Origin of the sequence: Tepidibacillus decaturensis, assembly GCF_001561915.1 — a bacterium.
Classification (GTDB): Bacteria; Bacillota; Bacilli; order Tepidibacillales; family Tepidibacillaceae; genus Tepidibacillus_B; species Tepidibacillus_B infernus.
The window spans coordinates 695,343-721,342 of sequence record NZ_LSKU01000001.1 but is presented as its reverse complement, the minus strand read 5'-3'; the positions used below and the strand labels follow the sequence as shown (position 1 = coordinate 721,342).

Genomic DNA, 26,000 nt, shown 5'->3' with positions numbered 1-26,000 from the left:
GACTCCTCCTAATCAATATAGTGAATTTCATTTATAATACCTTCTACTAGTACCTCTTCAGGTAATATGGTTCGGATCACAAGTTGTTTTCCAACTAATCTTAATTCACCTTTACTTAAGCGTAGATGTAAAAATTGATCAGTAAATTGAATAACTCCTCTATGATTTTCAATATAGATTTGATAGGAACCAATCATGGTGATGCGAGGCAAATCAAATATAACATCTTTTGGAAGTTCCAATTGATTTGCAGTCAATTGTTTAATTTTTTGTCTTAACTTTCTCAATGCTTTGCCCCCTCTCTTCCTTGTTACACCCATATGCTTTTTTTTTGGAATTTATGAATATAACAATCCCACAAAAGCGAAGATTTCCTTTGAAGCTTATTCCGATTAATTTGTAAGAAAACATACTCCCAAAGGTCGCTGCTTATGGAATATACAAATTCAAATGATAAGGGGAACAAAGTTATACTTTTTATAATATTTAAAAAAGCTGTTGATTTCTCAACAGCTTCTTAAATTCAATCTATGATCTTGTACGGTGTAGGGGTGAATAGGGTCTAATTGCCCGTGGTGGGTTCAATATTTCTGACCAAATGATTCCTTGAATAACAGGATGAGTATAGGTTGGGTATTCAGTAGTCTTCTTTAAATTTTCTTTTTCACTTTCAATTTCTTTTTCAATTTCCCTCTCAGTCCATTGCTTCTTCAACATTTTGTCCTTCACAAATTGATCCATTTTGATCACCTATTTCCCACTGGGAGGCGTTTGATTTGGGTCATTTAACTTACTAAATGCTTCCCTCATCTCAGTATCTGCGTTAATATTCTGCATATTCATATAGTCCATTACACCAAGTTTGCCATTGCGTAAGGCTTCTGCCATGGCTAATGGAACTTGTGCTTCAGCTTCAACTACTTTTGCCTTCATTTCTTGTACCTTTGCCTTCATTTCTTGTTCTGAAGCAACTGCCATCGCCCGTCTTTCCTCTGCTTTGGCTTGTGCGATACGTTTATCTGCTTCAGCTTGGTCTGTTTGTAATTGAGCACCGATATTTTTGCCTACATCCACGTCAGCGATATCGATGGATAGGATTTCAAAAGCTGTTCCAGCATCAAGTCCTTTTTGAAGAACTGTATGAGAGATTGCATCTGGATTTTCTAAGACGTGTTTATGAGTTTCAGAGGAACCAATTGTTGTGACGATTCCTTCGCCAACTCTAGCGATAATGGTTTCTTCACCAGCTCCACCCACTAAGCGATCAATATTTGCCCGAACTGTTACTTTCGCTTTTGCTTTTACTTCAATTCCATCTTTAGCCATAGCTGCCACAATTGGTGTTTCGATCACTTTAGGGTTAACACTCATCTGAACAGCCTCTAATACATCCCTACCAGCCAAATCAATGGCCGCTGCTCGTTCAAAGCTTAAACTTATATCTGCTCTTTCAGCAGCAATTAAAGCATTCACGACCCTATCCACGTTTCCCCCAGCAAGATAATGTCCTTCTAATTGATTTGTTCCTAACACTAGCCCTGCTTTTCTCGCCTTAATGAGGGGATTTACAATTCTTGAGGGAATTACTCTACGCAGTCTCATTCCTACTAGTGTAAAGATTCCTACATGAACCCCTGAAGCTAGAGCAGAAATCCATAACATCACTGGAACAAAGGTGAAAAATACAGATAAGATAATAATCCCAAAGGCAACAAATACGAGTAATGTAATTTCTGGACCAAAACCCATTCGACAAACCTCCTAAAACTATTTTTTTACTTCTCTAACAATGATTCTAGTTCCTTCAACAAAAATCACTTCAATCTCTTGGTTCGCTTCAATCCAAACCCCTTCACTAACCACATCATATCTTTTATTATCAATCAATGCTACCCCAGATGGCCTTAATTTAGTTAATGTTCTTCCTTTATGACCAACTATTGTTTTATCCTTTGTATGAGAAATATAACCTCCTTCTTTTTTCTGTTCATCTTTTAAAATAAATCGATTCCATAATCCTCGGTGTTTAAAGTATTTAAATAGAATAAAGAAGAGGATGGAATTAACTACAACAGCTATAACTAAGCTTATTAAACCATAAGAAGTCTCATAAGCAGCAAAAATAATGCCTGCAAAAAGAGAAATCACGCCTAGCGCGCCAAAAATGCCAAAGCCTGGAACAAATAGCTCAACCACCATTAAAATAAATCCAACGATAAAGAAAATGATATCTTCCCAGCCAGCAAAACCAGCAAAATAATGCCCAAAAAAGTAGAGGCTAAATGCGGATATTCCGATTAACCCAGCGATACCAAATCCAGGAATGAATAGTTCAATTAAAATCCCTGCTAATCCAATGATCAATAAAATAGGGATCACATAGGGGTTCGTAGAAAACCGAGCTAATCTTTCAGCAGGTGTTAAACCAACCTCATAAGTATCTGCCGACCCCAAACCAATGGTATTTAAAAGCTGTTTTCGACTTTGAACGATCCCGTCGGCAATTCCATATTTTAGTGCTAGGTCTGAATCTAATGTGATCAATTGGCCTTTTTTAGACAGACCTGGGATCTCAACAGCAGGATCTACCATTCCCCTTGCAATTTCTTCATTTTTATTATTCTGTTTAGCTGCATCAATCATATGACTAGCCCACCAAGAAGTGATCTTAGGGTCTACTTGTTGCCCGGAAATGGTTCTCACTGCTGCAGCACCAATATGGCTATTAGGTTCCATATAAATTTTGTCGGCATTTAAAGATATATAAGAGCCCGCTGAAATGGCTTCTCCTTTAATATAAGCATATACAGGGATCTGTTCTTTTTGAATCAATTTACCTATTCCTATCGCCGCATCCACACTTCCGCCTAATGTATTGATTTCTAAAATAATGGCATCTGCAAAAGCATTTTCTGCTTCAGAAAAGGCACGTTCTAAAAAACGCTCTAATCCTCTTTCAATCCCTTGCTCAACAGGAATGACATAAACGAGTTGTTTTTCTTCTGCAGAAATGATTGATGATTTAGGAATAAATGTTAAAACAGTAGCTAAAAAAATAATAGATAAAAAAAGACTTAAGTTTCGTTTCAAAAACATCCCCCTTTCCTTGATGAATTTACATACGTTTGGTTTTCAATTAGGTTTCACTTTCCCAACAAAATAAGGGAAATAAAAAACGACTAGAGAGTTCTAGTCGTCATTTTTTCTATTCTTTATGATAAATATTCCTGTACAAGCTGATTAATGAGTTTCCCATCAGCACGACCTTTTACTTTAGGCATCACTGCACTCATTACTTTTCCCATATCTGATTTCCCTTTTGCTCCAATTTCTTCGATTACACTTTGGATGATGTTTCGAAGTTCTTGTTCAGATAGCTGTTGAGGAAGATATTGTTTTAGAATTTCAAGTTCTGCTTGCACATTTTCAACCAGATCTTGTCGACCTGCTTTTTCAAACTCTTGGAGGGAATCGCGTCTTTGCTTTACTTCACGAGTCAGAACGTCAAGTATTTGTTCATCAGATAGCGTTGTTTGCTTTTCAATTTCGGTATACTTGATAGCAGAACGAATCATACGGATGACAGATAGTTTTAATTTATCTTTGTTCTTCATCGCTTGTTTCATATCTTCACTTATACGATCCATTAACGACATGTTATGATTAGCCCTCCTTAATACTTACGTTTGCGCGCAGCCTCAGACTTTTTCTTACGCTTTACGCTTGGCTTTTCATAGTGTTTACGTTTTTTAACTTCTGCCAATACGCCATCTTTTGAAATTGTACGTTTAAAACGACGAAGAGCACTATCTAATGATTCGTTTTTTCTAACGCGAATTTCTGACATTCACTTTCCCTCCCTCCACAATTACCATGCAACAGACCTTGTTTTCGCAAAGTCTAACAAATTTAATTATATTATAGTAAATTTAGTAGTGTCAACCTTTCATCATCAGACAGGCAATTTCTCTCCACCCAAAACATGATAATGAATATGGAATACCTCTTGGCCTCCATGATCTCTACAATTATTTACCACTCGAAAACCGTTCTCTGCAATTCTAAGTTGATTCGCTATTTTTTGAATGGTCTGGTGCAATTGGCCAATTAAAGGAAGATCCTCCTCCTGAACATCCATAAATGTTGGAATGTGTTTTTTGGGAATCACCAACACATGGACCTTTGCCTTTGGATGAATATCATGGAATGCGACAAAGTTCTCATCTTCATATACTTTGTTTGCTGGAATTTGACCATCTACAATTTTACAAAAAATACAATCGTTCATTTTTACAGCTCCCTTATTCTTTATATTATGCATATTTTACCACAAAAGTTTAAAAAATAAAAAAGAACGCCTGTCATGAGACGTTCAGGTTCATCAAGATTTTTTTGTCAAATTTCTCATAGTTTTCACCGTATTCGTCTTGTAACGCCTCTACAAAAATACTAACGATTTTGGCATCAAATTGGGTTCCAGAATATCGAAGCAATTCATCAACCGCATCTTTCATCGACATACCCATACGATAGGATCGATCAGCTGTCATCGCATCAAAGGCATCCGTGATTGCCATGATTCTAGCATGCAATGGAATCTGTTCTCCTTTTAATCCCAAAGGATAGCCTGTCCCATCATATTTTTCATGATGGTGGCGGATGACAGGTAAGAACTTTTTAAAAAAGTGCATATCTTTCACTAATTGATATCCTCTTTCTGGATGACTCTTAATAATTTCATATTCCTCCTGTGTCAATTTCCATGGTTTATCTATAATTTCTATAGGAACTTCAATTTTACCAATATCATGCCAAGATGCAGCCTGAGAAAGCTGACGTATCTCTGATTGAGGTAACTCCATTTTGGTCGCTAATAATACTGTCCAGAATTTTACACGTTCTGAATGGGTGTGGGTGATCGGATCCATCTGTTTAAGTACATGTAATACAAAATTAGTATAAGTAGAAAGCTCGTTATCAAAGATTTGCCGGTATTGAAGTGCTGGTTTTATAAAATAGACGAGAAAGGTAAAGATAGCGACGCCTATAAGATTTAAATAATAGAATAAAATAACGTTAATAAGACCTAGAAAAACAGTGATAAAAGCAGATTTTGTAGAAGAAATTAAGCTAATAAAATTATTAACATCAAATTTTCCCTTTTCAAGTGATACAACAATAAAGATAAAAACATTATTTAATAAAGTATTTAAATAGGCAAGCAATACTATTGCTAAAAAAAATCCAGAATTAAAAATAGGTACGTTGCCATTTATATCTGGGTATAAATATTGAAAAATTAGTGAAGATACAAGTATTCCAATTCCAAATATTGAAATATTAAATAATTTTTTATACCATATAAGTTTGTGAAAAATAATTATCGCCGAAACAGACATAAAAACCATGGCGTAAAAAGGATCTAAATAGACAATAGCTGGCATAAAAAATGGTAATACAATTAAAAAATAAACATTACTTTGCAAATCTCTAACGATCTCCGAATTAAATAAAACCATTAAAAATACAAAACCTATCATTTCAACGATTTGTTTTATATCTATCCCATTCCATATAAGAAACAACATAGAAAGAAACAGACTATAAATTCCAGCTAAATATAATTTTAAGTTTAATTTCATAAATACACCTCAATTTATTGAAATGCATAGCATAACATAATAATTTTAATATTTAAGCCCAAGCCATCCAGTCTCCAACAGATACTTTAGTATCATTGTTGGATTTAACGATCTTTTTGATCACTTTTAACATGGCGATGACCTCCCTTAAAATAGATTTTTTCCCATTTCAAGTTCGGCTCATCTCGTTGTTCTGCTCTGCTCTCGTTATGCTATGCAAACTGAAAAACTAAATCATATGGTAGATTCTTCGATTTAATGCATCTAAGGTTGCCTTAGCAACCGAAGATAATAAATCTTTGGTTTTTACGACAGAACCTACAAATAAATTCCCTGCTCCAGATGGGCGATGAATCACAGTAAGTGTGACAACTATGACATCGACTTGGCCCATAGCAACTTCACGAACCTGATCAATCCGTATACTATAATCCGTCGCCACCCTCATCAACGCAGAGGCAGCTGCATTTGCGATAATATATTCTAACTCCATCTCAAAATGATGGGCAGTAACATTCTCAACTATAATTTGATCGTTATATTCTAATTGAACCGTCCCTTCGATAAGACCATTTGTCTTTTGAACCTGATAAGCGGTCAAAAAACGAATGCGATTACCCTCTATCGGGGTTTCTACAAATTGCTGTTCTACGATACTAATCTTATTATGGTTAACGCGATATCCAGCCACATTGCGAAAGGTTTCTTCTACGTCACGCTTGATATCCTTTGGATGACGTAACCCATCACTAAAGACCCCAATCGCATGAACCTCTCCCTGCTCATCAAAATCTACATGTGCACCTGTTACATTTTTGATGGCACGAAATTGTCTCTCTAATTCCATAGATACTTCTTTTATATTCATAGATAATCTTCCTTCTTAAATAATAATCATGATTAAAAAAGAAAAGCATAATTTACCATTAGATAATATTCTCCATTATTCGATCATTTCCTTCTTTTTTTCTACTAAAAATTTTAATATAGAAATGTTCAAAAGTTTTATCATCAACAGGAATTTTAACTAGGAATAGAGAAATGTGATTAAATATGTATGTCTTTGTCATTCAAGATGGTTAGAGGAGAATAGCTATGGAATTGATGAGAGGGTTACCTGTAAAAAAAGAATGGATGAATCGATCTTTTGGATTACTCATGGTGGGAAGGTTCATTTCACAATTAGGAGATAAGTTATATTTGCTTGCCCTACCTTGGCTTGTATTAGAATTAACCCATTCTGCTTTGTCTAGCTCAATTACTTTTGCTTTGGAAATCATACCCCAAGTTTTATTGGCACCTTTTATCGGCGTCTTTGTCGATCGGAAATCAAGAAAACTCTTAATGGTCTTTTCTGATTGGGTACGTGGAATCATTGTTGGTGTTATTACCATACTCGCCTATTTGGGAAATATTCAGATGATTCATATTTATCTCTCCGCTTTTTTATTAGCAACCTTTACATTATTATTTGATTCTGCTTCAGAGGGATATATTCCTAAGGTTGTAGCCAAAAGTTATCTAGTTGAGGCCAATGCTAATTTGACCTTTATCAATACCTTGATGAGATTGATTGGCCCTGCACTAGCAGGAATCTTGATTGCATGGATTGGAGCGGCAGGGACAATTGGTATCAATGCCATTTCCTTCATCCTTTCTGGAATGGTTTTAAGCTTTTTAAATAAGGACGATGCCGAAAACAGTGGGAACAAAAAAGTCAATAAGATCCTTGAAGATATAAGTGAAGGATTCCAATACTTAACGAAGCATGAAATCCTTTTTCCTATTGCACTTTTTAGTACGTTTATGAATATGGGAATTTTTTTAGTTCAAGCACTTCTTATCTATGGTAGTAAAGAAATCCTAGGCTATGGCCCAGAAGAGACCTCTATTATTTTTTGGGTTAGTGGAATCGTGGCTTCTATAACGACACTCCTACTTAAACCATTAAAAAAAATTGCAACCAAAGGAAAAATCGTACGTTTTGGGAGTATTGGCGTTTTCTTTTCCATTTTCATTTTAGTGTTGAATGAATCCTTAGTTACTTTTACAGTATCCTATACTCTATTGTTGATGATTGGAATTATCGTGAATGTCAACATGATGGCTTATCGCCAAGAAATTATCCCTGACCACCTGTTCGGAAGAGTGATGACTTCTAGTCGTGTGCTTGTTAATGTCTTTTCACCTATTTCTATGATAGCGGCTGGATATCTAGCCTCAAAATATAGTACACAGCTTGTTTTTGAAATTGCTGCAGTGATTATCTTTTGCAATGTTCTTTATGCTTGGTTTAGTAAAATGAGACAGATTGAATAGTTTGACTCTGAACTCCTAGGTTTGTTCTATTTTAACTCTTGACTTCATAAGGATTATATAGGACAACCATAGGAGTTGAATTTTTATGCGAGAAATCATTATTCCATTAGCTACTGGAATGACCCTTTTTTTATTTGGTATGAAAATGATGAGATTGGGTTTGGAAAGAATCTCTAGTCAATATCTTCAACAATTTTTGTACCGTTTTACTAAAACACCCTATCATGGTTTTTTTAGTGGAACGATAGCCACATTATTATTGCAAAGTAGTAGTGCTGTTACTGTAATCACCATTGGCTTGATCAATGCAGGATTGATTGATTTTTTTCAAACGATTGGCATTATTTTGGGGACGAATGTTGGTACGGTGGTCACGGTTCAGTTAATCGCCTTCAATATCGGCAAATGGGCAGTACCCGCATTATTGGTTGGTGCAATGCTTATTCTATTTTCAAATCATAAAGTAAGAGCAACCGGTTTATTTATTGGTGGTTTTTCTATTATTTTTCTTGGAATGGATGCCTTACAGATGATTTCAGTTCCAATTCTACGATCATCTTGGCTACAATCAATCGTTTCTTTACAAGAATATCAAACCATGATCGGGATCTTAGTAGGGACTCTGATGACGGCTTTGATTCAATCAAGTAGTGCGACGATTGCCATGACGATGGGGATGATCTATCATAATGGAATTCCGTTAGATTTTGGACTTGCTATTGTTTTAGGAGCCAATATCGGTACATGCTTTACGGCTGTGCTTGCAAGTATGGGAGGTAGTATAGAAGGAAAACAAGTAGCAATAGCTCATGTTTTATTAAATCTACTTGGTGTGATTCTATTTTACCCTTTCATCCCCCAATTTTCAGAAATCGTCCGTGTATTGACCCCTTATCCAGCGGTACAAATTGCTCATTTTCAGTTGATCTTTAATTTAATCAGTTCATTAGTTGTTTTACCCTTTGCTAAACCCTTTGCCGATCTAACATTACTTCTCTCGCCGAAGGGGGGAAGCCCACAAAAGTAACGTCGACCTTTGAAGTTTATTCCGATAACTTTTGCAGGGTCCTACGAATAATAAAAGGCTTGCTCTAGCTTCATTGCTAAATACAAGCCTTTTACCTTTAATATGTATTTTTAATAATCATTCTCACTTGTTAAACCATTGATAATGGCAATTCCTGAACTTGCCCCAATTCTAGTTGCTCCTGCTTCAATCATTTTCATGGCACCTTCAAAATCTCTAACCCCACCTGAAGCTTTTACTCCCATTTCACGACCAACTGTTTGCCTCATCAATTTGATGTCTTCATAAGTGGCTCCACCATGGCCAAAACCAGTAGATGTTTTAACAAAATCGGCTCCGGCTTTCTTACTGATTTCACATACTTTTACTTTTTCTTCATTTGTAAGCAAACCTGTTTCTAGGATAACTTTTACTAATGCTTTGCCTTTAGCAGCCTCAACAACCGCCTTTATATCTTCTTCAACAATATCGTACTGTTTTGATTTTAGTGCGCCGATATTAATGACCATATCTACTTCTGTAGCACCATCTTCAATTGCTTTCTTTGTTTCAAAGACTTTTACTTCTTTGGTTGTTGCCCCTAAAGGAAAACCAATGACAGTACACACTTTGACATTCGTATCTTTTAATTGTTGAAAGGAACGTTTTACCCAAAAAGGGTTCACACAGACGGAAACAAATTCATTTTCTTTTGCTTCTAAACAGAGTTTATCAATCATCTCTTCTGTGGCTTCAGGTTTTAATAACGTATGATCGATCATTTTGGCTAATTTTCTTTTATCCATTTCTTTATTCCTCCTGGCTAAATTGATTAAACCCCAGCTCTTCTAATGCCATTTTTATAACAAGCAGGTTGTTGTCATAACCTGATATTTTTTGTCTTTCCCAGGCCTCTTCTAAACTAAACCATTCCGCCGCATTGATTTCACTAACTTGAACCTTCAACTCTTTAGATGTGGTTTTTACTAAATAATAGTGAACTTCCTTCTCTATCTTTCCATTGCTAGGGTGATAATACTCATAATAAACTTTATCTAAAGGTTTGACAATGGTTCCTTCAATTCCAGTCTCTTCAGCTATTTCTCTTAATGCGGTTTCAGCGAAAGTTTCCCCTTCTTCTTGTTTCCCTTTAGGGAGTGTCCATCTTTGACAACGGTCTTGAATCAAAAGTAATTCAATATGGTGATCTGCCTCAAAAAAAACGACTCCACCAGCTGATACTTCCTTCAAGTTTAATCTCCTCCTTCTTCATCTAAATTAAAATCTACTACTTTAAGGATTGTCATTTTACTGGTTTTTAAACAAAAAAGGTGATCAAAAGTTGATCACCATAGAGTGCTATACTGCTGCTGTCTTTTCTTCTATGTCGATTAGGGTACCCTGACAATATTCAGGTCCTACACCATCTAGTCTTACTCTACAGATTTTACCAATCATTTCTTCATTTCCCTCAAATACGATTTGAAGGTAGTTATCTGAATAACCTGTATAAAATCCACTGTCAGGATCTTCTTTGTAAGAGCGCTCTGGAATGACTTCCAGCACCTGTCCTATGAATTTGGTTGCATATTTCATCAATAGACGAGTGGATAATTCAATTAATTTTTGTACACGCTCATGTTTTACCTCTTCAGGAACTTGATGATCCATTTTGGCTGCTGGAGTTCCACTTCGTTTAGAATAAGGGAAAACATGCATTTCAGCAAATTCCAGCTCCTCCATTAGATGATAGCCATTCATAAATTGTTCTTCTGTCTCTCCAGGAAATCCTACAATGACATCGGTCGTAATGGCTACGTCAGGTAAAGCTTCTCTAATTTGTAATATTTTATTCCTGTATTCTTCAACGGTATATTTCCGTTTCATTCGTTTTAATACTTCATCATCTCCTGCTTGCAATGGAATATGAAGATGACGAACCACTTTATTAGACTTATTTAAAACCTCTAATACTTCATCCGTAATTTGGCTAGCCTCAATAGAGCTGATACGGATTCGTTTTAAACCTTTCACAGCATCTAGATCCCATAATAATTTGGCTAAACTATAATCTTCTAGATCTTCTCCGTACCCTCCTGTATGAATCCCTGTTAGAACAATTTCATTGTAGCCAGCAGCGACTAATTGTCTTGCTTGCTTAATTACATTCTCAGGCTTACGGCTGCGTAACAATCCTCTTGCCCAAGGAATTATACAGAAAGTACAGAAGTTATTGCACCCTTCTTGAATCTTTAATGACGCCCTTGTTCGATCGGAAAACTCAGGCACATCTAATTCTTCAAATTCCTTGGTCTTCATAATATTCTTTACCGCATTAATCGGTTCTCTTGTTTTGCGATATTCTTCTACATAGTCAACAATCTTTTCCCTGCCTTGGTTTCCGACGATAATATCAACCCCAGGAATATCCAAAATTTCTGCAGGTGAGGTTTGAGCATAACAACCTGTTACTGCGATCACTGCTTCAGGATTTTTCTTGATCGCTCTTCTAATTACTTGTCTGCTCTTTTTATCCCCAGTATTAGTCACTGTGCAAGTATTTATGATATAAACGTCAGCTTTTCTTTCAAAATCGACGCGTTCGTACCCACTATTTTTAAACAGTTGCCAGATCGCTTCTGTTTCATAATGATTTACTTTACAGCCTAAAGTATGAAATGCTACGGTAGACAACGTTTATCCCCTTTCTAGATGATATAAGATATTTGCTACACCGACAAGACCAGCTGTTTCTGTTCTGAGAATTCTATTACCAAGAGAAATCGAGATAGAACCCTGATTTTCTGCTTCGATGACTTCCTGATTGGAAAAACCACCTTCAGGACCAATGATGAGTAAAACCCGTTTTACTTCCAGATTGTTTGAAAGAACTTGGTATAATGTCTTCGTGCTTTCTTGCTCAAAAGCAATAAGAGACCATTCATTTTTTATAATCTGTAATAATTCTTTCCAACTATGCACTGGTAAAATGTTAGGAATTACACTTCGTTGTGCTTGTTCAGCAGCTTCCTTTGCAATTTTTTCCCATCGTTCCAATCTTTTTTTTCTTTTTTATCATTTAATTGAACAATCGTTCTCTCAGAGGTAAAGGGAATAAAACTTTTTACTCCAATTTCAGTTCCCTTTTGGATAATCAAATCCATTTTATCAGCTTTTGGTAGCCCTTGAGCAAGAATGATTTCAACTTTTGGTTCACGGGTTCCCTCAAGTTTAGAAAGAATGCGACAATCCACTTGTTTCGCTTCAATTGAAGTGATTTCTGCTAAAACATCTAATCCTCCTCCATTTGAGCAAATGATTTGATCTCCTGGTTCAGAACGTAATACTTTGATCAAATGATGAGCATCATCGCCCAAAATAGTCACTCTATCTTCGTTAAACTGTTCTTTTGGAACAAAGTATCTTTGCATATGATATCCCTACTATTCTAAACTTTTTTTGCAATAAACGCTACCCAATCCTCTTGTTGAAGTGTTTCCTCTATAACCAAACCTTCCCTTTTAAGGGCTTCTTTTACCAAATCACTCTTATTTTGAATAATACCTGAAGTAATATAGATTCCCTTTGGCTTAAGTATCCTTGCTACATCACCGGTAAACCTTAGAATCACTTCTGCTAGGATATTAGCGACAACTATATCTACTTGTTGATCAATATGATCCAGTAGATTATTTTGTTTCACCTCAACCCTGTCATCTACATGATTGATTTTTGTATTTAACTTTGCACTTTTAACAGCTACTTCGTCTAAATCAAGAGCAAGTATGTGCTTTGCACCTAGTTTTGCAGCAGCGATACTCAATACGCCTGTTCCACATCCTACATCAATCATTTCTTCGTTACCTTTAATTACTTTCTCTAAAGCTTGAATACACATGACTGTTGTAGGGTGAGTGCCTGTACCAAAGGCCATTCCCGGGTCTAATTCAATGATTAATTGGTCATTTGTTTCTTCTACTTCCTCCCATGTAGGAGTGATGAGGATTCGATTAGATACTTTAACTGGCTTATAATACTTTTTCCATCCAGATGCCCAATCTTCTTCATTTACCTCTGAAATAGATACTTTTCCCGTACCAATATTAATATTGTAGGTTAGCAAATTATTGATAAGTTGTTTAATTTGTTCAACCGTTTCCATTAAATAACTATTTAAAGGCAAATAAGCTTTTACATATACACCTTCTTCAGGATAATCTTCAGGAGAAAGTTGATAGACTTCGCCATATGGAGTTTCCCATTCCCGATTTAGTACTTCTGGATCCTCAATGATTACCCCACCTGCACCAGATTCATGTAAAATATTCGCCACTGCCTCAATTGCCTCTTGAGTTGTATGAATCGTAATTTCTGACCATTTCATATTATAATTCCTCCTGAAATTATTAGAAGACAAGATAGCCCACAAAAGTAACGACCTCCTTCGAACCATATTCCGATTACTTTTGTGGGGACTCATTTTAATATAATGAAAAGAAAGTTATGCTTTCTTTTTCGATAAAAAGGGGGAACACCCTATTCCCCCATAAAAGCTTTTTTCATTCTTTCAAAAAATGACTTTTGTTGCTCATGTGTTTCCTCTCCGCTTAAATTCCCCAATTGTCGTAATAGATCTTTTTGTTCAGTGGTCAATTTGGTTGGTGTAACAACAACCACTTTCACATGCTGGTCACCTCTACCACTATAACGTAAGCGAGGCACACCTTTTCCTCTTAATCTGAAGTTTGTACCTGTCTGTGTTCCCTCAGGAATCTTTAACTTGACTCTTCCATCTAAAGTAGGAACTTCAATCTCATCCCCTAAGGCTGCTTGGGTAAAAGTGATAGGAACCTCACAATAGATATCATCACCATCACGTTCAAAAAAGTCGTGAGCTTTAACATGTAAAACAATAAACAAATCTCCTGAAGGTCCACCGTTGACTCCTGGCTCCCCTTCACCACTTACCCTTAGTTGAGAACCATCATCAACACCTGCTGGGACTTTGACATGAATCGTTTTTCGTTTCTTCACTCGTCCACTACCATGGCAATCTGTACATTTCTCAGTAATGATTTTACCTTGCCCATGACAAGCATTACATACCCTACGATTGACAATACGACCAAACGGGGTATTCTGTACCACTTCTTGCTGGCCAGTTCCCTTACATACCGAACAAGTCTCGATTTTAGTACCTGGTTTTGCGCCTGTTCCATGACAGGTATCGCACTGTTCCTCTCTAGGAATCGTAATATCTGTTTCCTTACCGAATACGGCCTCTTTAAATTCTAAGGTCATACTATATTGAAGGTCTGCTCCTCTTCTTGGGGCATTTGGATTTCGGGTTCTTCTTCCTCCGCCTCCAAAAAACATATCAAAGATGTCACCAAAGTCACCAAAATCTGCTCCACCAAAACCTGATCCTCCAAAACCTGCAGTAGGATCTTCATGTCCAAACTGATCATAACGAGAACGTTTTTGTGCATCGCTTAATACATCATAGGCTTCTTTCACTTCTTTAAATTTGGTTTCAGCATCTGGTGATTTATTGACATCAGGATGATATTGACGAGCAAGTTTCCGATAAGCTTTTTTTATTTCTTCATTTGAGGCATTTTTACTGACGCCAAGTACCTCATAATAATCCCGTTTACTCATTCAATCCCCCCGTTCTTTAGAAAACATGCAAAAGTCAAAGCCAAGAAGATCGACTTTGACTTTAATTAAATGGAAAAAAAAGTATATCTCTCTTTTCATTAAACAATGAATAAGTAGAAAGGCATCGATGACGAAGCTCATGTAATATACATACTCTAGATTATTTGTTGTTGTCATCATCGACAACTTCATAATCTGCGTCTACCACGTTCTCTTTTTTATTGGTTTGTTCTCCTGCTTCAGCTTGTGCACCTGCTTGTGCCTGTGCTTGTTCGTAAAGTTTGACAGATAGTTGTTGAACAACTTCTGTGAGTTTTTCATTCGCAGACTTAATTTCCTCAATATTGTTGCCTTCTAAGGCTTTTTTCAATGCTTCTTTTGCTTGATTTGCTTTATCAACTTCAGCTTGATCTACTTTTCCTTCAAGCTCTTTTAATGTTTTTTCTGTTGTATAAATCATGGAGTCTGCTTGGTTGCGAATTTCGATTTCTTCACGACGTTTTTTGTCTGCCTCAGCATTTGCTTCTGCTTCTTTGATCATTTTCTCAACTTCTTCATCACTTAAACCGCTTGAAGAAGTAATGGTGATTTTTTGGCTTTTTCCTGTACCCAAATCCTTCGCAGAAACATTTACTATACCGTTAGCGTCGATATCAAAAGTTACTTCAATTTGCGGAATACCACGTGGTGCAGGTGGAATATCCGTTAATTGGAAACGGCCTAATGTTTTATTATATGCGGCCATTTCTCTTTCCCCTTGAAGCACATGAATGTCAACAGCAGTTTGGTTATCAGCTGCGGTAGAGAAGACTTGGGATTTACTTGTAGGAATGGTAGTATTGCGATCAATCAATTTTGTAAATACGCCACCTAATGTTTCAATCCCTAGTGATAATGGTGTAACGTCAAGTAATACGACATCTTTTACATCACCAGTTAACACACCAGCTTGAATAGCTGCCCCAAGAGCCACCACTTCATCAGGGTTTACTCCTTTATGAGGTTCTTTCCCTATAAATTTCTTAATCGCTTCTTGCACTGCTGGAATACGAGTAGAACCACCAACAAGAACGACTTTATCAATCTCATTTGGGCTTAATCCAGCATCTTTTAAAGCTTGACGAGTTGGACCCATTGTTCTTTCTACTAAATGAGCAGTCAATTCTTCAAATTTTGCCCGAGTTAAAGTAACTTCTAAGTGCTTAGGCCCTGTCGCATCTGCCGTGATAAATGGTAGAGAAATCGTAGTGGTTAGAACACCAGATAGATCTTTTTTTGCTTTTTCAGCTGCATCTTTAAGACGTTGTAAAGCCATTTTATCTTTACTTAAATCAATTCCATTTTCTTTTTTAAAGATATCGACTAAATAGTCTATAATCACTTGGTCAAAATCGTCACCACCAAGTTTATTATCTCCACTAGTCGCTTTTACTTCAAAAAATCCGTCACCTAATTCAAGAATGGATACGTCGAAAGTACCGCCTCCAAGGTCATAAACGAGGATTGTTTGATCTTCTTCTTTTTCTAATCCATAAGCTAAAGAAGCAGCAGTTGGTTCGTTTACAATACGTAGTACTTCTAAACCAGCAATTTTACCTGCATCTTTTGTAGCCTGACGTTGGCTATCGTTAAAATAGGCTGGAACAGTGATAACTGCTTGAGTAACAGGTTCGCCAAGATAAGCTTCTGCATCAGCTTTTAATTTTTGTAGGATAATGGCTGAGATTTCTTGTGGTGTGTATTCTTTCCCATCAATATTCACTTTGTAATTTGTACCCATATGACGTTTAATCGAGATGACAGTGTTTGGATTTGTAATTGCTTGACGTTTTGCAACTTCACCTACCAAACGTTCTCCATCCTTTGTAAAAGCAACAACAGATGGTGTTGTACGGTTTCCTTCTGGATTAGGTATTACAACAGGTTCGCCACCTTCTAATACAGCAACACAAGAGTTTGTTGTTCCTAAGTCAATTCCAATAACTTTTCCCATAAAAACATTACCTCCAACAAATTTATCTTAAATTTTAATTTCTTATACACTTTGTTTATGCATTTACCTTAACCATTGAAGGACGAATTACTTTTTCTTTTAGCTTGTATCCTTTTTGTAATTCTTCCACAACGATTCCTGAATCAAATTCATCTGTTTCTACTTGCATCACTGCTTGATGAATTTCAGGATTAAAAGGCTGTCCAACAGCTTCGATCTTTTCTAATCCCTCTTGCGTCAATACTTGTTCAATTTGACGATAAACCATTTCTACCCCTTGTAAAAATAAATCAAGGTTTTGTGAATCTTTGCTTGAGTCAATAGCTCGTTCAAAATTATCTATTGCAGGAAGAAGGGATTCAACAAGCTTTGCTGTTGCATATTTTGCTAATTCTTCTTTTTCAACTCTTGTTCTTTTCCTAAAGTTTTCAAAATCTGCTTGGGTGCGTAATAGACGATTTTGTAACTCTTCAATCGTTTGCTTTAATTGTGACACTTCATCCTGTTCTTCTTGCACCCCAACCTCATTTGAATCCTTTTCATTGTTCATTTCAGCTGAAACTTCTTGTTCTGCTACATTCTCATTTTCTTCTTCCATGACAGTGGTTTCTTTTTCCTTCATTTGATCTGTCATTGATTCACCTCCTAATCTTGGTCTTCATCTTTTTTCATACGAATAATGGTATGAATACGCAAAATCGCTTCACAAATTTCCCCCGCAGCTTTTAATGCATGAATTTTTACCAAGGCAGGATCAAGAATGCCATTTTGCTCCATATCCATCAATTGTCCAGTGTCTGTATTAATACCAATGGCATCACTTTGCTGTTCGATTTGGGCCACTTTTACCTCATCTAATTTTTCTAATGGGTTAAATCCAGCATTTAATACGATTTGGGCCATTGGCTTTGTTAAAGCTTGAGCAACAGCTTCAAGTCCAAAGCCTTCCATACCACGAGTCTGTTCCCGTATTCTTTCGATTTCCTTGGAAATGGCCATTTCAACTGCCCCTCCTCCAGGTACATAACCTGAACGAATGGCAGCTTGAACTGACGAGGCAGCATCCTTTGCAATTCTCTCTCTTTCTTCTACAATTTCGCCAGTAGATGCACCTACTAGAATCGTAGCCGTCGGTTTACCTTTTCCTCCAACTACTCTTACTTTTTCAAGTTTTTCATCTTCATAGACAAGTTGAGCATATCCCAAATAGGATTTTAACTCTTCAAGCTCTTTATTTAAACCTGAACGTTTCATCATTTTGGCACCAGTATGTTCAGCTAAAAGCTTCATATCTTCACTAGAAAGACGCTGAATCATCATAATTCCATGGTCGACACAAAATTCTTCTGCCATAGGATCGATCCCACGATGAACCGCGATCAGATTAATTCCTAATTGTTCTACTTTATCTAGATTTTGCTTAAAGATCTCTTTATATTCTAGGTACTTGCTAAACCCTATTTCCGTTCCTAATGCTTCATCATCAATCTCTTCAGGTTCAAAAGCATCCTGTATGACTAGTAGCTTCACGTTTTCTATCTTTTGAGGCATATCAGGATTCATTTTCTTCTTTTTCAAAATGAGGCCTGAGACTAATTCATTTTCTGAACCTTCATATGCCAAAATCGTATCTGCAAATTTGAACTGGGAATCTAATAACTTTTCCTTCCCCACTAATTTGGCAGCTTCTACAATAAGCTCAGCAACATCTTCATGCTCTCGACCCGCAATTAAAGCAATTTGATGAATCCAATCCTTATTTAAATCTTCTACAGGCCTTACATGTTGTTTCAAAAATTGGATTGCAAGTCGAATTCCCTGTTTTAAACCCATTATCACCTTAGGAATGGGAACGCCTCTATCTACTTGGTTAACTGCTAAAGACAATAATTCACTTGATAGAATCGTGGCTGTCGTTGTTCCATCACCAATCTCATTTTGTTGGGAACGAGCCACTTGTATAAGCATTTTTGCTGCAGGGTGATTTACTTCCATTTTATTTAAAATGGTTACCCCATCGTTGGTAATCACAACTTCGCCTGTAGTATCGACCAACATCGTATCTAAACCTTTAGGACCCAAAGTACCTTCCACTGCTGAAGCAATAGCCCTAATGGCATTTGTATTACTATGTAGTGCAGTTAGTCGATCATCGGTTTCTTGATGGGATTGATTGCTGTGATGATTCATCATTCAGCATCCTTTCAACACAAAGTACAATTTAAGAAAGTCCACAAAAGTGCCGCCTTCCTTGAAAAGATATTTCCGGTTACTTTTGCGGGATCTCATTATAATAATGAAAAGAAAGTTATATCTTCTTTAATATTCAAAAAGCGTAAGCCCCACTGTTAAAGTGGTGGCTATCCAAAAAACATTTTATTTATATAAGCGGGAAATAAATTCCGATAAATCTTTTGTTAAAAATTCTAAGATACGAATCACACGCCCATAATCCATACGGGTAGGACCAAAGATACCGATTGTTCCCAAAGGTTTACCTTCGAATTCATAGGTGGCAGTAATAATACTACAGTTACTTGCAATCTCAATCTCATTTTCAGTTCCGATCTTCACTTCAATTCCTTTATGATTAGAGCTCACTAACTGTCTAATGGTATCTGTTTTTTCAAACAAAGTGAGAAGATCTTTAATAGTATTGATATCGCTAAATTCAGGTTGATTAAGGATATTCGTTGTGCCACCCATATAGATTTTATTATCTAAAGTGGTTTCATCAAGGTTTAAAAGGATCTGATCAATCATCTTCATCGATTGCTCAAATTCATAAGAATTGCGTTGAAATTCCTTGTTTATTTCCATAAATATTTTTGATTTCAATTGATACAACGGTATTCCCGATAATTTATGATTCAAAAAACGAACCATTTTTTCAATCTCATTGATGGAAACCCCTTGTGGTATAGTTAACATCTTATGTTCTACTTTACCTGTATTGGTTACCAGTATCACAACTAAACTTTCATCTGTAATCGGCACGATTTGAATATTCTTCAGTTTAGTATGATAAATCTCTGGACCCAAAATAATACTTGTGTAATTTGTAATTTGCGACAAAATGATCGCAGTTTGTTCGATCAATTGTTCAAATTCATTAAATTGATCTGTAAATACTTTGCTAATATTCGTCAAAATATCTTTTGAAATAATCGAATCTTCTGGGTTCATTAAATGATCGACATAATAACGATATCCTCTATTTGATGGAACCCGACCAGCTGAAGTATGTGGTTGTTCTAAATAACCCATTTCTTCCAAATCAGCCATTTCATTACGGATGGTTGCAGAACTAAAACCAATATCTTGCCGCTTAGAAATTGACCGAGAACCAACCGGCTCAGCAGATTCAATATAATGAGTGACGATAGCTTTTAATATCTTTTTCTGTCTTTCTGTCAGCAAACCATCCACCTCCATTATTAGCACTCACCTTTGACGAGTGCTAAAATCTATTTAAAAGATATCAAATCCTACCCTGTCTTGTCAATTCCTATACGGAAATAAATTCCGCAAAGACTTCATTACCATAAATCAGTCCTTTTTGAGAGAGTTTGATTCGGTCTTTTTCCTTCATCAATAGCCCAAGATTTACTAATTTCTCAATTTGCGCTCTAAATCGGCTCAACATCTCTTCATTAAACTCTTTTTCGTAGTCGCTAAATTTGACCCCTTCAAGCATTCGTAGACCTAACATCAGCATATCTTCTTTTTTCTCCTGCAGTGAGACCTCAAATTCTTCGAATCTTGGTAATTGATTTTCCATTAATAGATGATCAATATAGGGTCGTATCCCTTTGATATTCGCATGTCTTCTGCCTTGAATATACCCATGAGCGCCAGCACCCAATCCGAAATAATCTTCGTTTTTCCAATAGGTGATATTATGTTTACTTTCATACCCTGGTTTTGCAAAATTACTAATTTCGTATTGATGGTATCCGTGTTTTTCCATTTCCTCCATGGTGATTAAATACATATTTAATTCATCTTCTTCAGGAGGTAAGGGTAATCTATTTTTTGATAAAATGTATGAAATAATGTATTTTGTTCTACTTTTAAGCTATATACAGAGAAGTGAGGTAATTGAAGTTGAATTGCCTTTTTCAGACTCTCTCTAACCATCTCAATCGTTTGATTTGGTAAACCGATCATTAAATCGATGCTAAGGTTTTTAAACCCTAAGTGATGAGCATTCTCTATACTCTGATAAACTTCTTTTTCAGAATGTATTCGTCCAATAAATGATAATAAATCATCTTGAAAGGCTTGAACACCCATACTAATCCGATTGACTCCGAATTCCTTCATCATTTTTAATTTATCTAATTCCACAGTTCCTGGATTAGCTTCCATCGTAAATTCAATCTCCTCGTTCCAATGAGGGAAATGCTTGCGAACAGAAGTCAAAAAAACCTCCATTTCTTTTGGAGTTAAAACCGTTGGCGTTCCACCGCCAACAAAAATCGTTTTGATTTCTCCAGTTGGAAATAGCTCAACCGTTTTTTCCATTTCTAAGTCGAGGGCTTTTAAATATTCCATGACAGGTTGACCACTTACAACATATGAGTTGAAATCACAATAATGACATTTATTCGTGCAAAACGGTATATGAATATAGACTGCATTTGCCACGCTTTATCCCTCCTTCATTCCCCCGCAAAAGTGCCTATTTCCATCTGTTAAAAACAAGGAAAACCTACACCTCAGTGCAGGTTTCGATATTCTTTTTATTTTTCCTATTCATTCATCATTCGTCCATTTTTAGAACAGCCATAAAGGCTTCTTGGGGAACTTCAACAGTTCCTACGGCCTTCATTCGTTTTTTACCCTCTTTTTGCTTTTCTAAAAGCTTTCTTTTTCTCGAAATATCTCCACCATAACATTTTGCTAATACATTTTTTCTCATCGCACTAATCGTTTCTCTAGCAATAATTTTATTGCCAATGGCAGCTTGAATTGGAACTTCGAACATTTGTCTAGGAATTAATTGTTTTAGTTTTTCTGCAATCTGCTTTCCTTTGTGATATGCTCTGTCTTTATGAACGATAAACGAGAGTGCGTCTACTTTTTCTCCATTGAGTAAAATATCTACTCTTACTAAGTTAGAGGCTTTATATCCAATTAGCTCGTAATCAAAGGAAGCGTACCCTTTGGTTCCCGATTTTAATTGATCAAAGAAATCATAGACAATTTCAGATAAAGGCATATTATATGTCAAGGTAACACGATTGGTATCTAAATATTGCATATCGACAAATTCTCCCCGTTTTCCCTGACAAAGTTCCATCACTGCTCCGACATAGTCATTTGGAACCATGATCCCTGCTTTTACATATGGTTCTTCAATATATTCAATATGAACTGGCTCAGGCAAATTAGATGGGTTATCTATGACCAATTTTTCTCCATTGGTTTTTGTTACATGATAAACCACACTTGGAGCTGTTGTGATTAAATTGATTCCAAATTCACGTTCAAGTCGTTCTTGAATGATTTCCATATGGAGTAATCCTAAAAATCCACAACGGAAACCAAAACCTAATGCTGTTGACGTTTCAGGTTCATATTTTAAGGCTGCATCATTTAATTCAAGCTTCTCTAATGCATCTCTTAAATCATTATAATCCTGTGTTTCAACAGGGTACAATCCACAGAATACCATTGGATTGACTTTACGATAACCTGGCAATGGTTCTGCTGCAGGTCTTTTGGCATCTGTAATCGTATCTCCCACACGGGTATCTTTTACATTTTTGATTGCTGCAACGACAAAGCCTACGTCGCCAACTGTTAATTCATCAACTTGTGTCATTTTTGGTTTAAAGACACCCACTTCTGTTACCTCAAAGGACTTACCTGTGGCCATCATCTTTATTTTCATACCCGGTTTAATCGTTCCATTGACTACACGGATATAAGTGATCACTCCTTTATATGGGTCATAGTGAGAGTCGAAGATCAGGGCTTGTAACGGCTCATCTTTCGAGCCAATAGGTGCAGGAACCTTTTGAACGACCTGCTCTAAAATTTCCTCAATCCCAATCCCAGCCTTTGCCGAAGCTAGTACTGCATCTGATGCATCTAAACCAATAACATCCTCGATCTCCTGTTTTACTCGTTCCGGTTCAGCACTTGGTAAATCAATTTTATTAACCACTGGGATAATTTCTAAATCGTTTTCTAAAGCAAGATAAACGTTTGCTAATGTTTGAGCTTCAATTCCTTGAGCTGCATCCACGACAAGGATAGCCCCTTCACAAGCTGCTAGAGACCTAGAAACTTCATAAGTAAAGTCTACATGTCCTGGGGTATCGATTAAATTCAAAAGATATTCTTCCCCATCTTTTGCTTTATAATTTAGACGTACAGCTTGAAGTTTAATGGTAATTCCACGTTCCCGTTCAAGTTCCATTTGATCTAAAACTTGATCTTCCATTTCCCTCTTTGTTAAAGCACCTGTATATTCTAATATTCGATCAGCTAATGTAGATTTTCCATGATCGATATGGGCGATAATGGAAAAGTTTCGAATCCTTTTTTGTCTGTCAAGATCGCTCATGATAAATTCCTCCTACAACCGTAGACAAATACACTGCATAATATTATAACAATTATCCAATATAGAAACAATCAGGAATCAAAAAAGAAAAGAGCCATTATAGCTCTCTTAAGAATTGTGAATGAAATTGGCTAATATTTCCAATCCTTTCTCTGCTCCTTTTTGCAGGGTTATACTTAAAGCATTTCCTACCTTGCTTAATAAACTCATTTGATTAGAGGAAGGCACCTTTTGCGTAGATTCTTCTTTTTCTTTCGGGGAAGTATCTTTTTCTGTTTTCGTTGTTTTTGGGATCGTTGTTGTATACGTTTTTCCTAAAACTTTTACTTCTACCTGTTGATTTTTTTGAGCAATATTTAAACTATCTGTCGGAAGATTAGGATTACCAGCAACTCGGTATATCCCCTTCTCAGCCATATTCATGCCGATCAATATTCCAAACATTAAGATCACAACGATAGAGATAAAACGAATCGTAAATCTAACCAATGGATTCACTCCTTACTTGAATTGCTTTGTGGTTTTGCATCCACTTGTTCAGCTTGCCAATAAAGATCTGCCACCGCCTCAGCAAGTGCTTTTGCTGTCCTATCAGTTTCCGAAAATGTATTATCAATACCCCCAACTTCAATCACCAATAGGTTAGGTGAAAGGGATTGATTATATTCCCCATTCACACCTTTTGTCTTCTCTTTTGCGATAATTGGTTTTGTTAGACCCGGATAACGCTTTTCAATCGCAGCTCGAAGTTTTAAGGCAAATGCTTTGTTTTGTTCATAATTTTTGTTTCCTGTTCCAATAACAAAAGCAATTTTTGCATAATCTTTTCCATTGATTTTTACCGTCGTATCTTCACGGCGTTGCGAATCACGATGGATATCAAAAATAAATTCGTAATCATTCTGCTGCAATGCTGCTTTTACTGTTTTTCTTGATTCTAAATAGGATAAACTAAACTTTTCAGGATTATACTTTTTTGTGGAAACAACAGATTTAATCCCTAATTTATTTAATTCCTCGCCTAATTTCTTCCCAACTTGGGTCACATTCACTGAACTGTTGTAATACATATCAGATTCTTTTTTGATCTCTGGTTCTTTTTTTCTTACCTCTGGGATATAAGCTTCTGTATCATGTGTATGGTAAATAAACACTAATTTTTTGTTTGAAACCATTGTTTTTAATGCTTCTTGTTGAGCTGAATCAGGGTCGTCCAATTTTTCCTCTTGCAAAAATTCCTCCGGAGGAGTTGATTCAATTAGTTCATGGTCAATATCCGTAATATTAGATGCTGTGAGTTGTTGGAGATCCATTACGGAAAAACCTGGAATCTCCTGTTTGATCAAATCATTAGGATGGCTTGGGGTGAAGAAAGGTAGAAAACTTAATAATGAACTTTCTTTTTCTTCGCCCTCATTCTCAGTGAGAGCTTGTACATTCATTTGGAAAAAAGGAATTTCTATTTCAAACATTTGAAGAATTTGTTTGGTAGACCATTTCACTGTGTATTGATTCCACCAATTTAAATTTTGTTGTTGCTTTGGTGAAAATTGTAATAACACAATACTAAATAGCAAAAACAATAAAGCTGTTCCTAAAGAAAGGGACATAAATATTTTTTGGATAGAAGGTTGTCTCATATTTTCATCCTTTCTCCTCATTACAGTCTTTACCACCAATCTATGCAAGGAAAAGGAGAATTAGAACAACCTTTCATTTTTTCGTTCAATGAGTATAAGATTCTATGTTCCCATCATTAACTGCATGGTGTAATGCCATATTTAACCCACTAGCAATTATGTTAGCCATGTCTTCTATAAAGGTATCCACTTCTTTTGGGGTGACAATCAAATTGTGACCTAAAGGTGCTAAAACTTCATGAATCAGTTGACGTTTTTCTCGTTCTTCAAGTGTTCCAATTAACCCTAGGAATTTTTCACGATGTTTAGGATTCTTTGAGGGTTTGCCAAATGGATTTCGAATATCCATCTGATTTCCCATATATTTTAAAATATAATCGATGGTATCGCTTGTTATTGAGACCGCGTCAACAACGGTTGGTACCCCAATGGCAATCACAGGAACACCTAATGTTTCTTTATCTAATGCCTTTCGTTTATTGCCAATCCCCGAACCAGGTGCGATTCCAGTATCTGCTACTTGTATTGTAGAATTCACTCGTTCAAGTGAACGTGAAGCAAGTGCATCGATAGCAATTACCAAATCTGGGCAACTCCTTTCTACAACCCCTTGAACAATTTCACTCGTTTCTATCCCAGTAATCCCTAAAACCCCTGGAGCTAATGCGCTGACTGGCCGAAAACCTTCTTCTACCTGATCTGGCATCAGTTCAAAAAGATGGCGGGTGATCAGTAAATTTTCTACAACCATAGGCCCTACCGCGTCAGGAGTTACATTCCAATTTCCCAACCCAATGACTAATACTTTGGCATTGTCGGCAATTTGTAGCTGTTGAAGATATTGCTTAAACTCCTTTGCAAAAACATTTGTCATTTCATCTTGTAATGCTGAATCATGATTCTTTAACCCAGGAGCTTCAAAAGTTAAGTAGTTCCCTTTCCTTTTATTTAATGTACGTGCTCCTTCATCTGTTGAAATATATAGTTTTGTAATATGTATACCCTCTAATTGTTGTTCATCAACCTCGACCCCAGAAATTATATTGCCTTGTTGTTCTACAGCCATTAAATGACTTTCTAATGCAAGATCGGTTCGTACTTGGTATGGGCTTAAATCAATATCATGTCCTTTCTTCATGTTCAATCTTCTCCTTCTTCTATA

General features: G+C 36.3%; 26 protein-coding genes and 1 pseudogene. 2 read left to right on the top strand and 25 right to left on the bottom strand.

Going from position 1 to position 26,000, the window contains the following annotated elements:
- Positions 1–8: 8 nt before the first annotated feature.
- From yqfC to U473_RS03390, 9 genes are all read right to left on the bottom strand, one after another.
- The gene (yqfC, locus tag U473_RS03430) at positions 9–287 is read right to left on the bottom strand and encodes a sporulation protein YqfC (RefSeq protein WP_068723380.1); all 279 of its coding nucleotides are present in this window, start codon (positions 285–287) and stop codon (positions 9–11) included.
- A 241-nt stretch (positions 288–528) separates the two neighbouring features.
- Positions 529–741, bottom strand: a complete 213-nt coding sequence (locus tag U473_RS03425; protein WP_068723378.1) for a hypothetical protein — start codon at positions 739–741, stop codon at positions 529–531.
- 9 nt (positions 742–750) lie between these two features.
- Positions 751–1,749: a flotillin-like protein FloA gene (gene floA / locus U473_RS03420; protein WP_068723375.1), complete on the bottom strand. Its 999-nt coding sequence runs from the start codon at positions 1,747–1,749 to the stop codon at positions 751–753.
- An 18-nt stretch (positions 1,750–1,767) separates the two neighbouring features.
- A complete protein-coding gene (locus U473_RS03415; RefSeq protein WP_161937275.1) occupies positions 1,768–3,090 on the bottom strand; it encodes an NfeD family protein in 1,323 nt (440 codons plus the stop codon).
- A gap of 122 nt (positions 3,091–3,212) precedes the next feature.
- Positions 3,213–3,656: a GatB/YqeY domain-containing protein gene (locus U473_RS03410; protein ID WP_068723364.1), complete on the bottom strand. Its 444-nt coding sequence runs from the start codon at positions 3,654–3,656 to the stop codon at positions 3,213–3,215.
- Between the two features lie 17 nt (positions 3,657–3,673).
- On the bottom strand, positions 3,674–3,847 hold the full coding sequence (gene rpsU / locus U473_RS03405; protein WP_068723355.1) for a 30S ribosomal protein S21: 174 nt from the start codon (positions 3,845–3,847) through the stop codon (positions 3,674–3,676).
- A gap of 105 nt (positions 3,848–3,952) precedes the next feature.
- Positions 3,953–4,288: a histidine triad nucleotide-binding protein gene (locus U473_RS03400; protein WP_068723354.1), complete on the bottom strand. Its 336-nt coding sequence runs from the start codon at positions 4,286–4,288 to the stop codon at positions 3,953–3,955.
- Between the two features lie 73 nt (positions 4,289–4,361).
- Positions 4,362–5,642 (bottom strand): HD-GYP domain-containing protein, encoded by a 1,281-nt coding sequence (locus U473_RS03395; RefSeq protein ID WP_068723353.1) that lies wholly within the window; start codon positions 5,640–5,642, stop codon positions 4,362–4,364.
- A gap of 229 nt (positions 5,643–5,871) precedes the next feature.
- The gene (locus U473_RS03390) at positions 5,872–6,510 is read right to left on the bottom strand and encodes a hypothetical protein (RefSeq protein WP_068723352.1); all 639 of its coding nucleotides are present in this window, start codon (positions 6,508–6,510) and stop codon (positions 5,872–5,874) included.
- Between the two features lie 227 nt (positions 6,511–6,737).
- On the opposite strand from U473_RS03390, the gene U473_RS03385 reads away from it, so the two are divergent.
- Together U473_RS03385 and U473_RS03380 are read left to right on the top strand one after the other, a co-directional pair.
- Complete coding sequence (locus tag U473_RS03385) at positions 6,738–7,961, top strand: MFS transporter (RefSeq protein WP_068723351.1); 1,224 nt, start codon at positions 6,738–6,740, stop codon at positions 7,959–7,961.
- Between the two features lie 85 nt (positions 7,962–8,046).
- Positions 8,047–8,988: a Na/Pi cotransporter family protein gene (locus tag U473_RS03380; protein WP_068723350.1), complete on the top strand. Its 942-nt coding sequence runs from the start codon at positions 8,047–8,049 to the stop codon at positions 8,986–8,988.
- Positions 8,989–9,098: 110 nt separating this feature from the next.
- Here the strand turns inward: U473_RS03380 and deoC are convergent, their stop codons facing one another.
- The 16 genes and pseudogenes from deoC to gpr all read right to left on the bottom strand — a co-directional run bounded on the left by deoC (position 9,099) and on the right by gpr (position 25,976).
- Positions 9,099–9,773, bottom strand: coding sequence for a deoxyribose-phosphate aldolase (deoC, locus tag U473_RS03375; protein ID WP_068723349.1), 675 nt, complete (start codon positions 9,771–9,773; stop codon positions 9,099–9,101).
- A 4-nt stretch (positions 9,774–9,777) separates the two neighbouring features.
- Positions 9,778–10,218 carry an NUDIX hydrolase gene (locus U473_RS03370; protein WP_068723346.1) on the bottom strand — a complete coding sequence of 147 codons (441 nt, stop codon included), beginning with the start codon at positions 10,216–10,218 and terminating at the stop codon, positions 9,778–9,780.
- A 108-nt stretch (positions 10,219–10,326) separates the two neighbouring features.
- Positions 10,327–11,661, bottom strand: a complete 1,335-nt coding sequence (gene mtaB / locus U473_RS03365) for a tRNA (N(6)-L-threonylcarbamoyladenosine(37)-C(2))-methylthiotransferase MtaB (protein WP_068723344.1) — start codon at positions 11,659–11,661, stop codon at positions 10,327–10,329.
- A 3-nt stretch (positions 11,662–11,664) separates the two neighbouring features.
- On the bottom strand, positions 11,665–12,024 hold the full coding sequence (locus U473_RS15470; protein WP_321164141.1) for an RsmE family RNA methyltransferase: 360 nt from the start codon (positions 12,022–12,024) through the stop codon (positions 11,665–11,667).
- Positions 11,967–12,398, bottom strand: coding sequence for an RsmE family RNA methyltransferase (locus tag U473_RS15465; RefSeq protein ID WP_321164140.1), 432 nt, complete (start codon positions 12,396–12,398; stop codon positions 11,967–11,969). The genes U473_RS15470 and U473_RS15465 overlap by 58 nt, the downstream gene beginning before the upstream one ends.
- A gap of 17 nt (positions 12,399–12,415) precedes the next feature.
- Positions 12,416–13,351, bottom strand: coding sequence for a 50S ribosomal protein L11 methyltransferase (prmA, locus tag U473_RS03355; protein ID WP_068723341.1), 936 nt, complete (start codon positions 13,349–13,351; stop codon positions 12,416–12,418).
- A gap of 152 nt (positions 13,352–13,503) precedes the next feature.
- Positions 13,504–14,628, bottom strand: coding sequence for a molecular chaperone DnaJ (dnaJ, locus tag U473_RS03350; protein ID WP_068723339.1), 1,125 nt, complete (start codon positions 14,626–14,628; stop codon positions 13,504–13,506).
- 160 nt (positions 14,629–14,788) lie between these two features.
- On the bottom strand, positions 14,789–16,621 hold the full coding sequence (dnaK, locus tag U473_RS03345) for a molecular chaperone DnaK (RefSeq protein WP_068723328.1): 1,833 nt from the start codon (positions 16,619–16,621) through the stop codon (positions 14,789–14,791).
- 55 nt (positions 16,622–16,676) lie between these two features.
- Entirely contained in the window at positions 16,677–17,255 is a 579-nt protein-coding gene (grpE, locus tag U473_RS03340) for a nucleotide exchange factor GrpE (RefSeq protein ID WP_235589058.1), read from the bottom strand.
- A gap of 11 nt (positions 17,256–17,266) precedes the next feature.
- Positions 17,267–18,811: a TCP-1/cpn60 chaperonin family protein gene (locus U473_RS03335; protein WP_068723321.1), complete on the bottom strand. Its 1,545-nt coding sequence runs from the start codon at positions 18,809–18,811 to the stop codon at positions 17,267–17,269.
- Between the two features lie 186 nt (positions 18,812–18,997).
- The gene (gene hrcA, locus U473_RS03330; protein ID WP_068727432.1) at positions 18,998–20,041 is read right to left on the bottom strand and encodes a heat-inducible transcriptional repressor HrcA; all 1,044 of its coding nucleotides are present in this window, start codon (positions 20,039–20,041) and stop codon (positions 18,998–19,000) included.
- 88 nt (positions 20,042–20,129) lie between these two features.
- Positions 20,130–21,271, bottom strand: a pseudogene (hemW, locus tag U473_RS03325) (radical SAM family heme chaperone HemW).
- A gap of 115 nt (positions 21,272–21,386) precedes the next feature.
- Positions 21,387–23,198, bottom strand: a complete 1,812-nt coding sequence (gene lepA, locus U473_RS03320) for a translation elongation factor 4 (RefSeq protein ID WP_068723320.1) — start codon at positions 23,196–23,198, stop codon at positions 21,387–21,389.
- Between the two features lie 108 nt (positions 23,199–23,306).
- A complete protein-coding gene (locus U473_RS03315; RefSeq protein ID WP_068723318.1) occupies positions 23,307–23,687 on the bottom strand; it encodes a DUF3679 domain-containing protein in 381 nt (126 codons plus the stop codon).
- Positions 23,688–23,692: 5 nt separating this feature from the next.
- Entirely contained in the window at positions 23,693–24,838 is a 1,146-nt protein-coding gene (spoIIP, locus tag U473_RS03310) for a stage II sporulation protein P (protein ID WP_068723315.1), read from the bottom strand.
- An 85-nt stretch (positions 24,839–24,923) separates the two neighbouring features.
- On the bottom strand, positions 24,924–25,976 hold the full coding sequence (gpr, locus tag U473_RS03305) for a GPR endopeptidase (RefSeq protein ID WP_068723312.1): 1,053 nt from the start codon (positions 25,974–25,976) through the stop codon (positions 24,924–24,926).
- Between the last annotated feature and the right edge of the window lie 24 nt (positions 25,977–26,000).

Excerpts from the sequence above, each read along its gene's own strand:
- U473_RS03425 (WP_068723378.1), bottom strand. The coding sequence starts at position 741 with ATGGATCAATTTGTGAAGGACAAAATGTTGAAGAAGCAATGGACTGAG.
- floA (WP_068723375.1), bottom strand. The coding sequence starts at position 1,749 with ATGGGTTTTGGTCCAGAAATTACATTACTCGTATTTGTTGCCTTTGGG.
- U473_RS03410 (WP_068723364.1), bottom strand. The coding sequence starts at position 3,656 with ATGTCGTTAATGGATCGTATAAGTGAAGATATGAAACAAGCGATGAAG.
- rpsU (WP_068723355.1), bottom strand. The coding sequence starts at position 3,847 with ATGTCAGAAATTCGCGTTAGAAAAAACGAATCATTAGATAGTGCTCTT.
- U473_RS03400 (WP_068723354.1), bottom strand. The coding sequence starts at position 4,288 with ATGAACGATTGTATTTTTTGTAAAATTGTAGATGGTCAAATTCCAGCA.
- U473_RS03395 (WP_068723353.1), bottom strand. The coding sequence starts at position 5,642 with ATGAAATTAAACTTAAAATTATATTTAGCTGGAATTTATAGTCTGTTT.
- U473_RS03390 (WP_068723352.1), bottom strand. The coding sequence starts at position 6,510 with ATGAATATAAAAGAAGTATCTATGGAATTAGAGAGACAATTTCGTGCC.
- U473_RS03385 (WP_068723351.1), top strand. The coding sequence starts at position 6,738 with ATGGAATTGATGAGAGGGTTACCTGTAAAAAAAGAATGGATGAATCGA.
- U473_RS03380 (WP_068723350.1), top strand. The coding sequence starts at position 8,047 with ATGCGAGAAATCATTATTCCATTAGCTACTGGAATGACCCTTTTTTTA.
- deoC (WP_068723349.1), bottom strand. The coding sequence starts at position 9,773 with ATGGATAAAAGAAAATTAGCCAAAATGATCGATCATACGTTATTAAAA.
- U473_RS15465 (WP_321164140.1), bottom strand. The coding sequence starts at position 12,398 with ATGCAAAGATACTTTGTTCCAAAAGAACAGTTTAACGAAGATAGAGTG.
- prmA (WP_068723341.1), bottom strand. The coding sequence starts at position 13,351 with ATGAAATGGTCAGAAATTACGATTCATACAACTCAAGAGGCAATTGAG.
- dnaJ (WP_068723339.1), bottom strand. The coding sequence starts at position 14,628 with ATGAGTAAACGGGATTATTATGAGGTACTTGGCGTCAGTAAAAATGCC.
- dnaK (WP_068723328.1), bottom strand. The coding sequence starts at position 16,621 with ATGGGAAAAGTTATTGGAATTGACTTAGGAACAACAAACTCTTGTGTT.
- grpE (WP_235589058.1), bottom strand. The coding sequence starts at position 17,255 with ATGACAGATCAAATGAAGGAAAAAGAAACCACTGTCATGGAAGAAGAA.
- U473_RS03335 (WP_068723321.1), bottom strand. The coding sequence starts at position 18,811 with ATGAATCATCACAGCAATCAATCCCATCAAGAAACCGATGATCGACTA.
- lepA (WP_068723320.1), bottom strand. The coding sequence starts at position 23,198 with ATGAGCGATCTTGACAGACAAAAAAGGATTCGAAACTTTTCCATTATC.
- spoIIP (WP_068723315.1), bottom strand. The coding sequence starts at position 24,838 with ATGAGACAACCTTCTATCCAAAAAATATTTATGTCCCTTTCTTTAGGA.
- gpr (WP_068723312.1), bottom strand. The coding sequence starts at position 25,976 with ATGAAGAAAGGACATGATATTGATTTAAGCCCATACCAAGTACGAACC.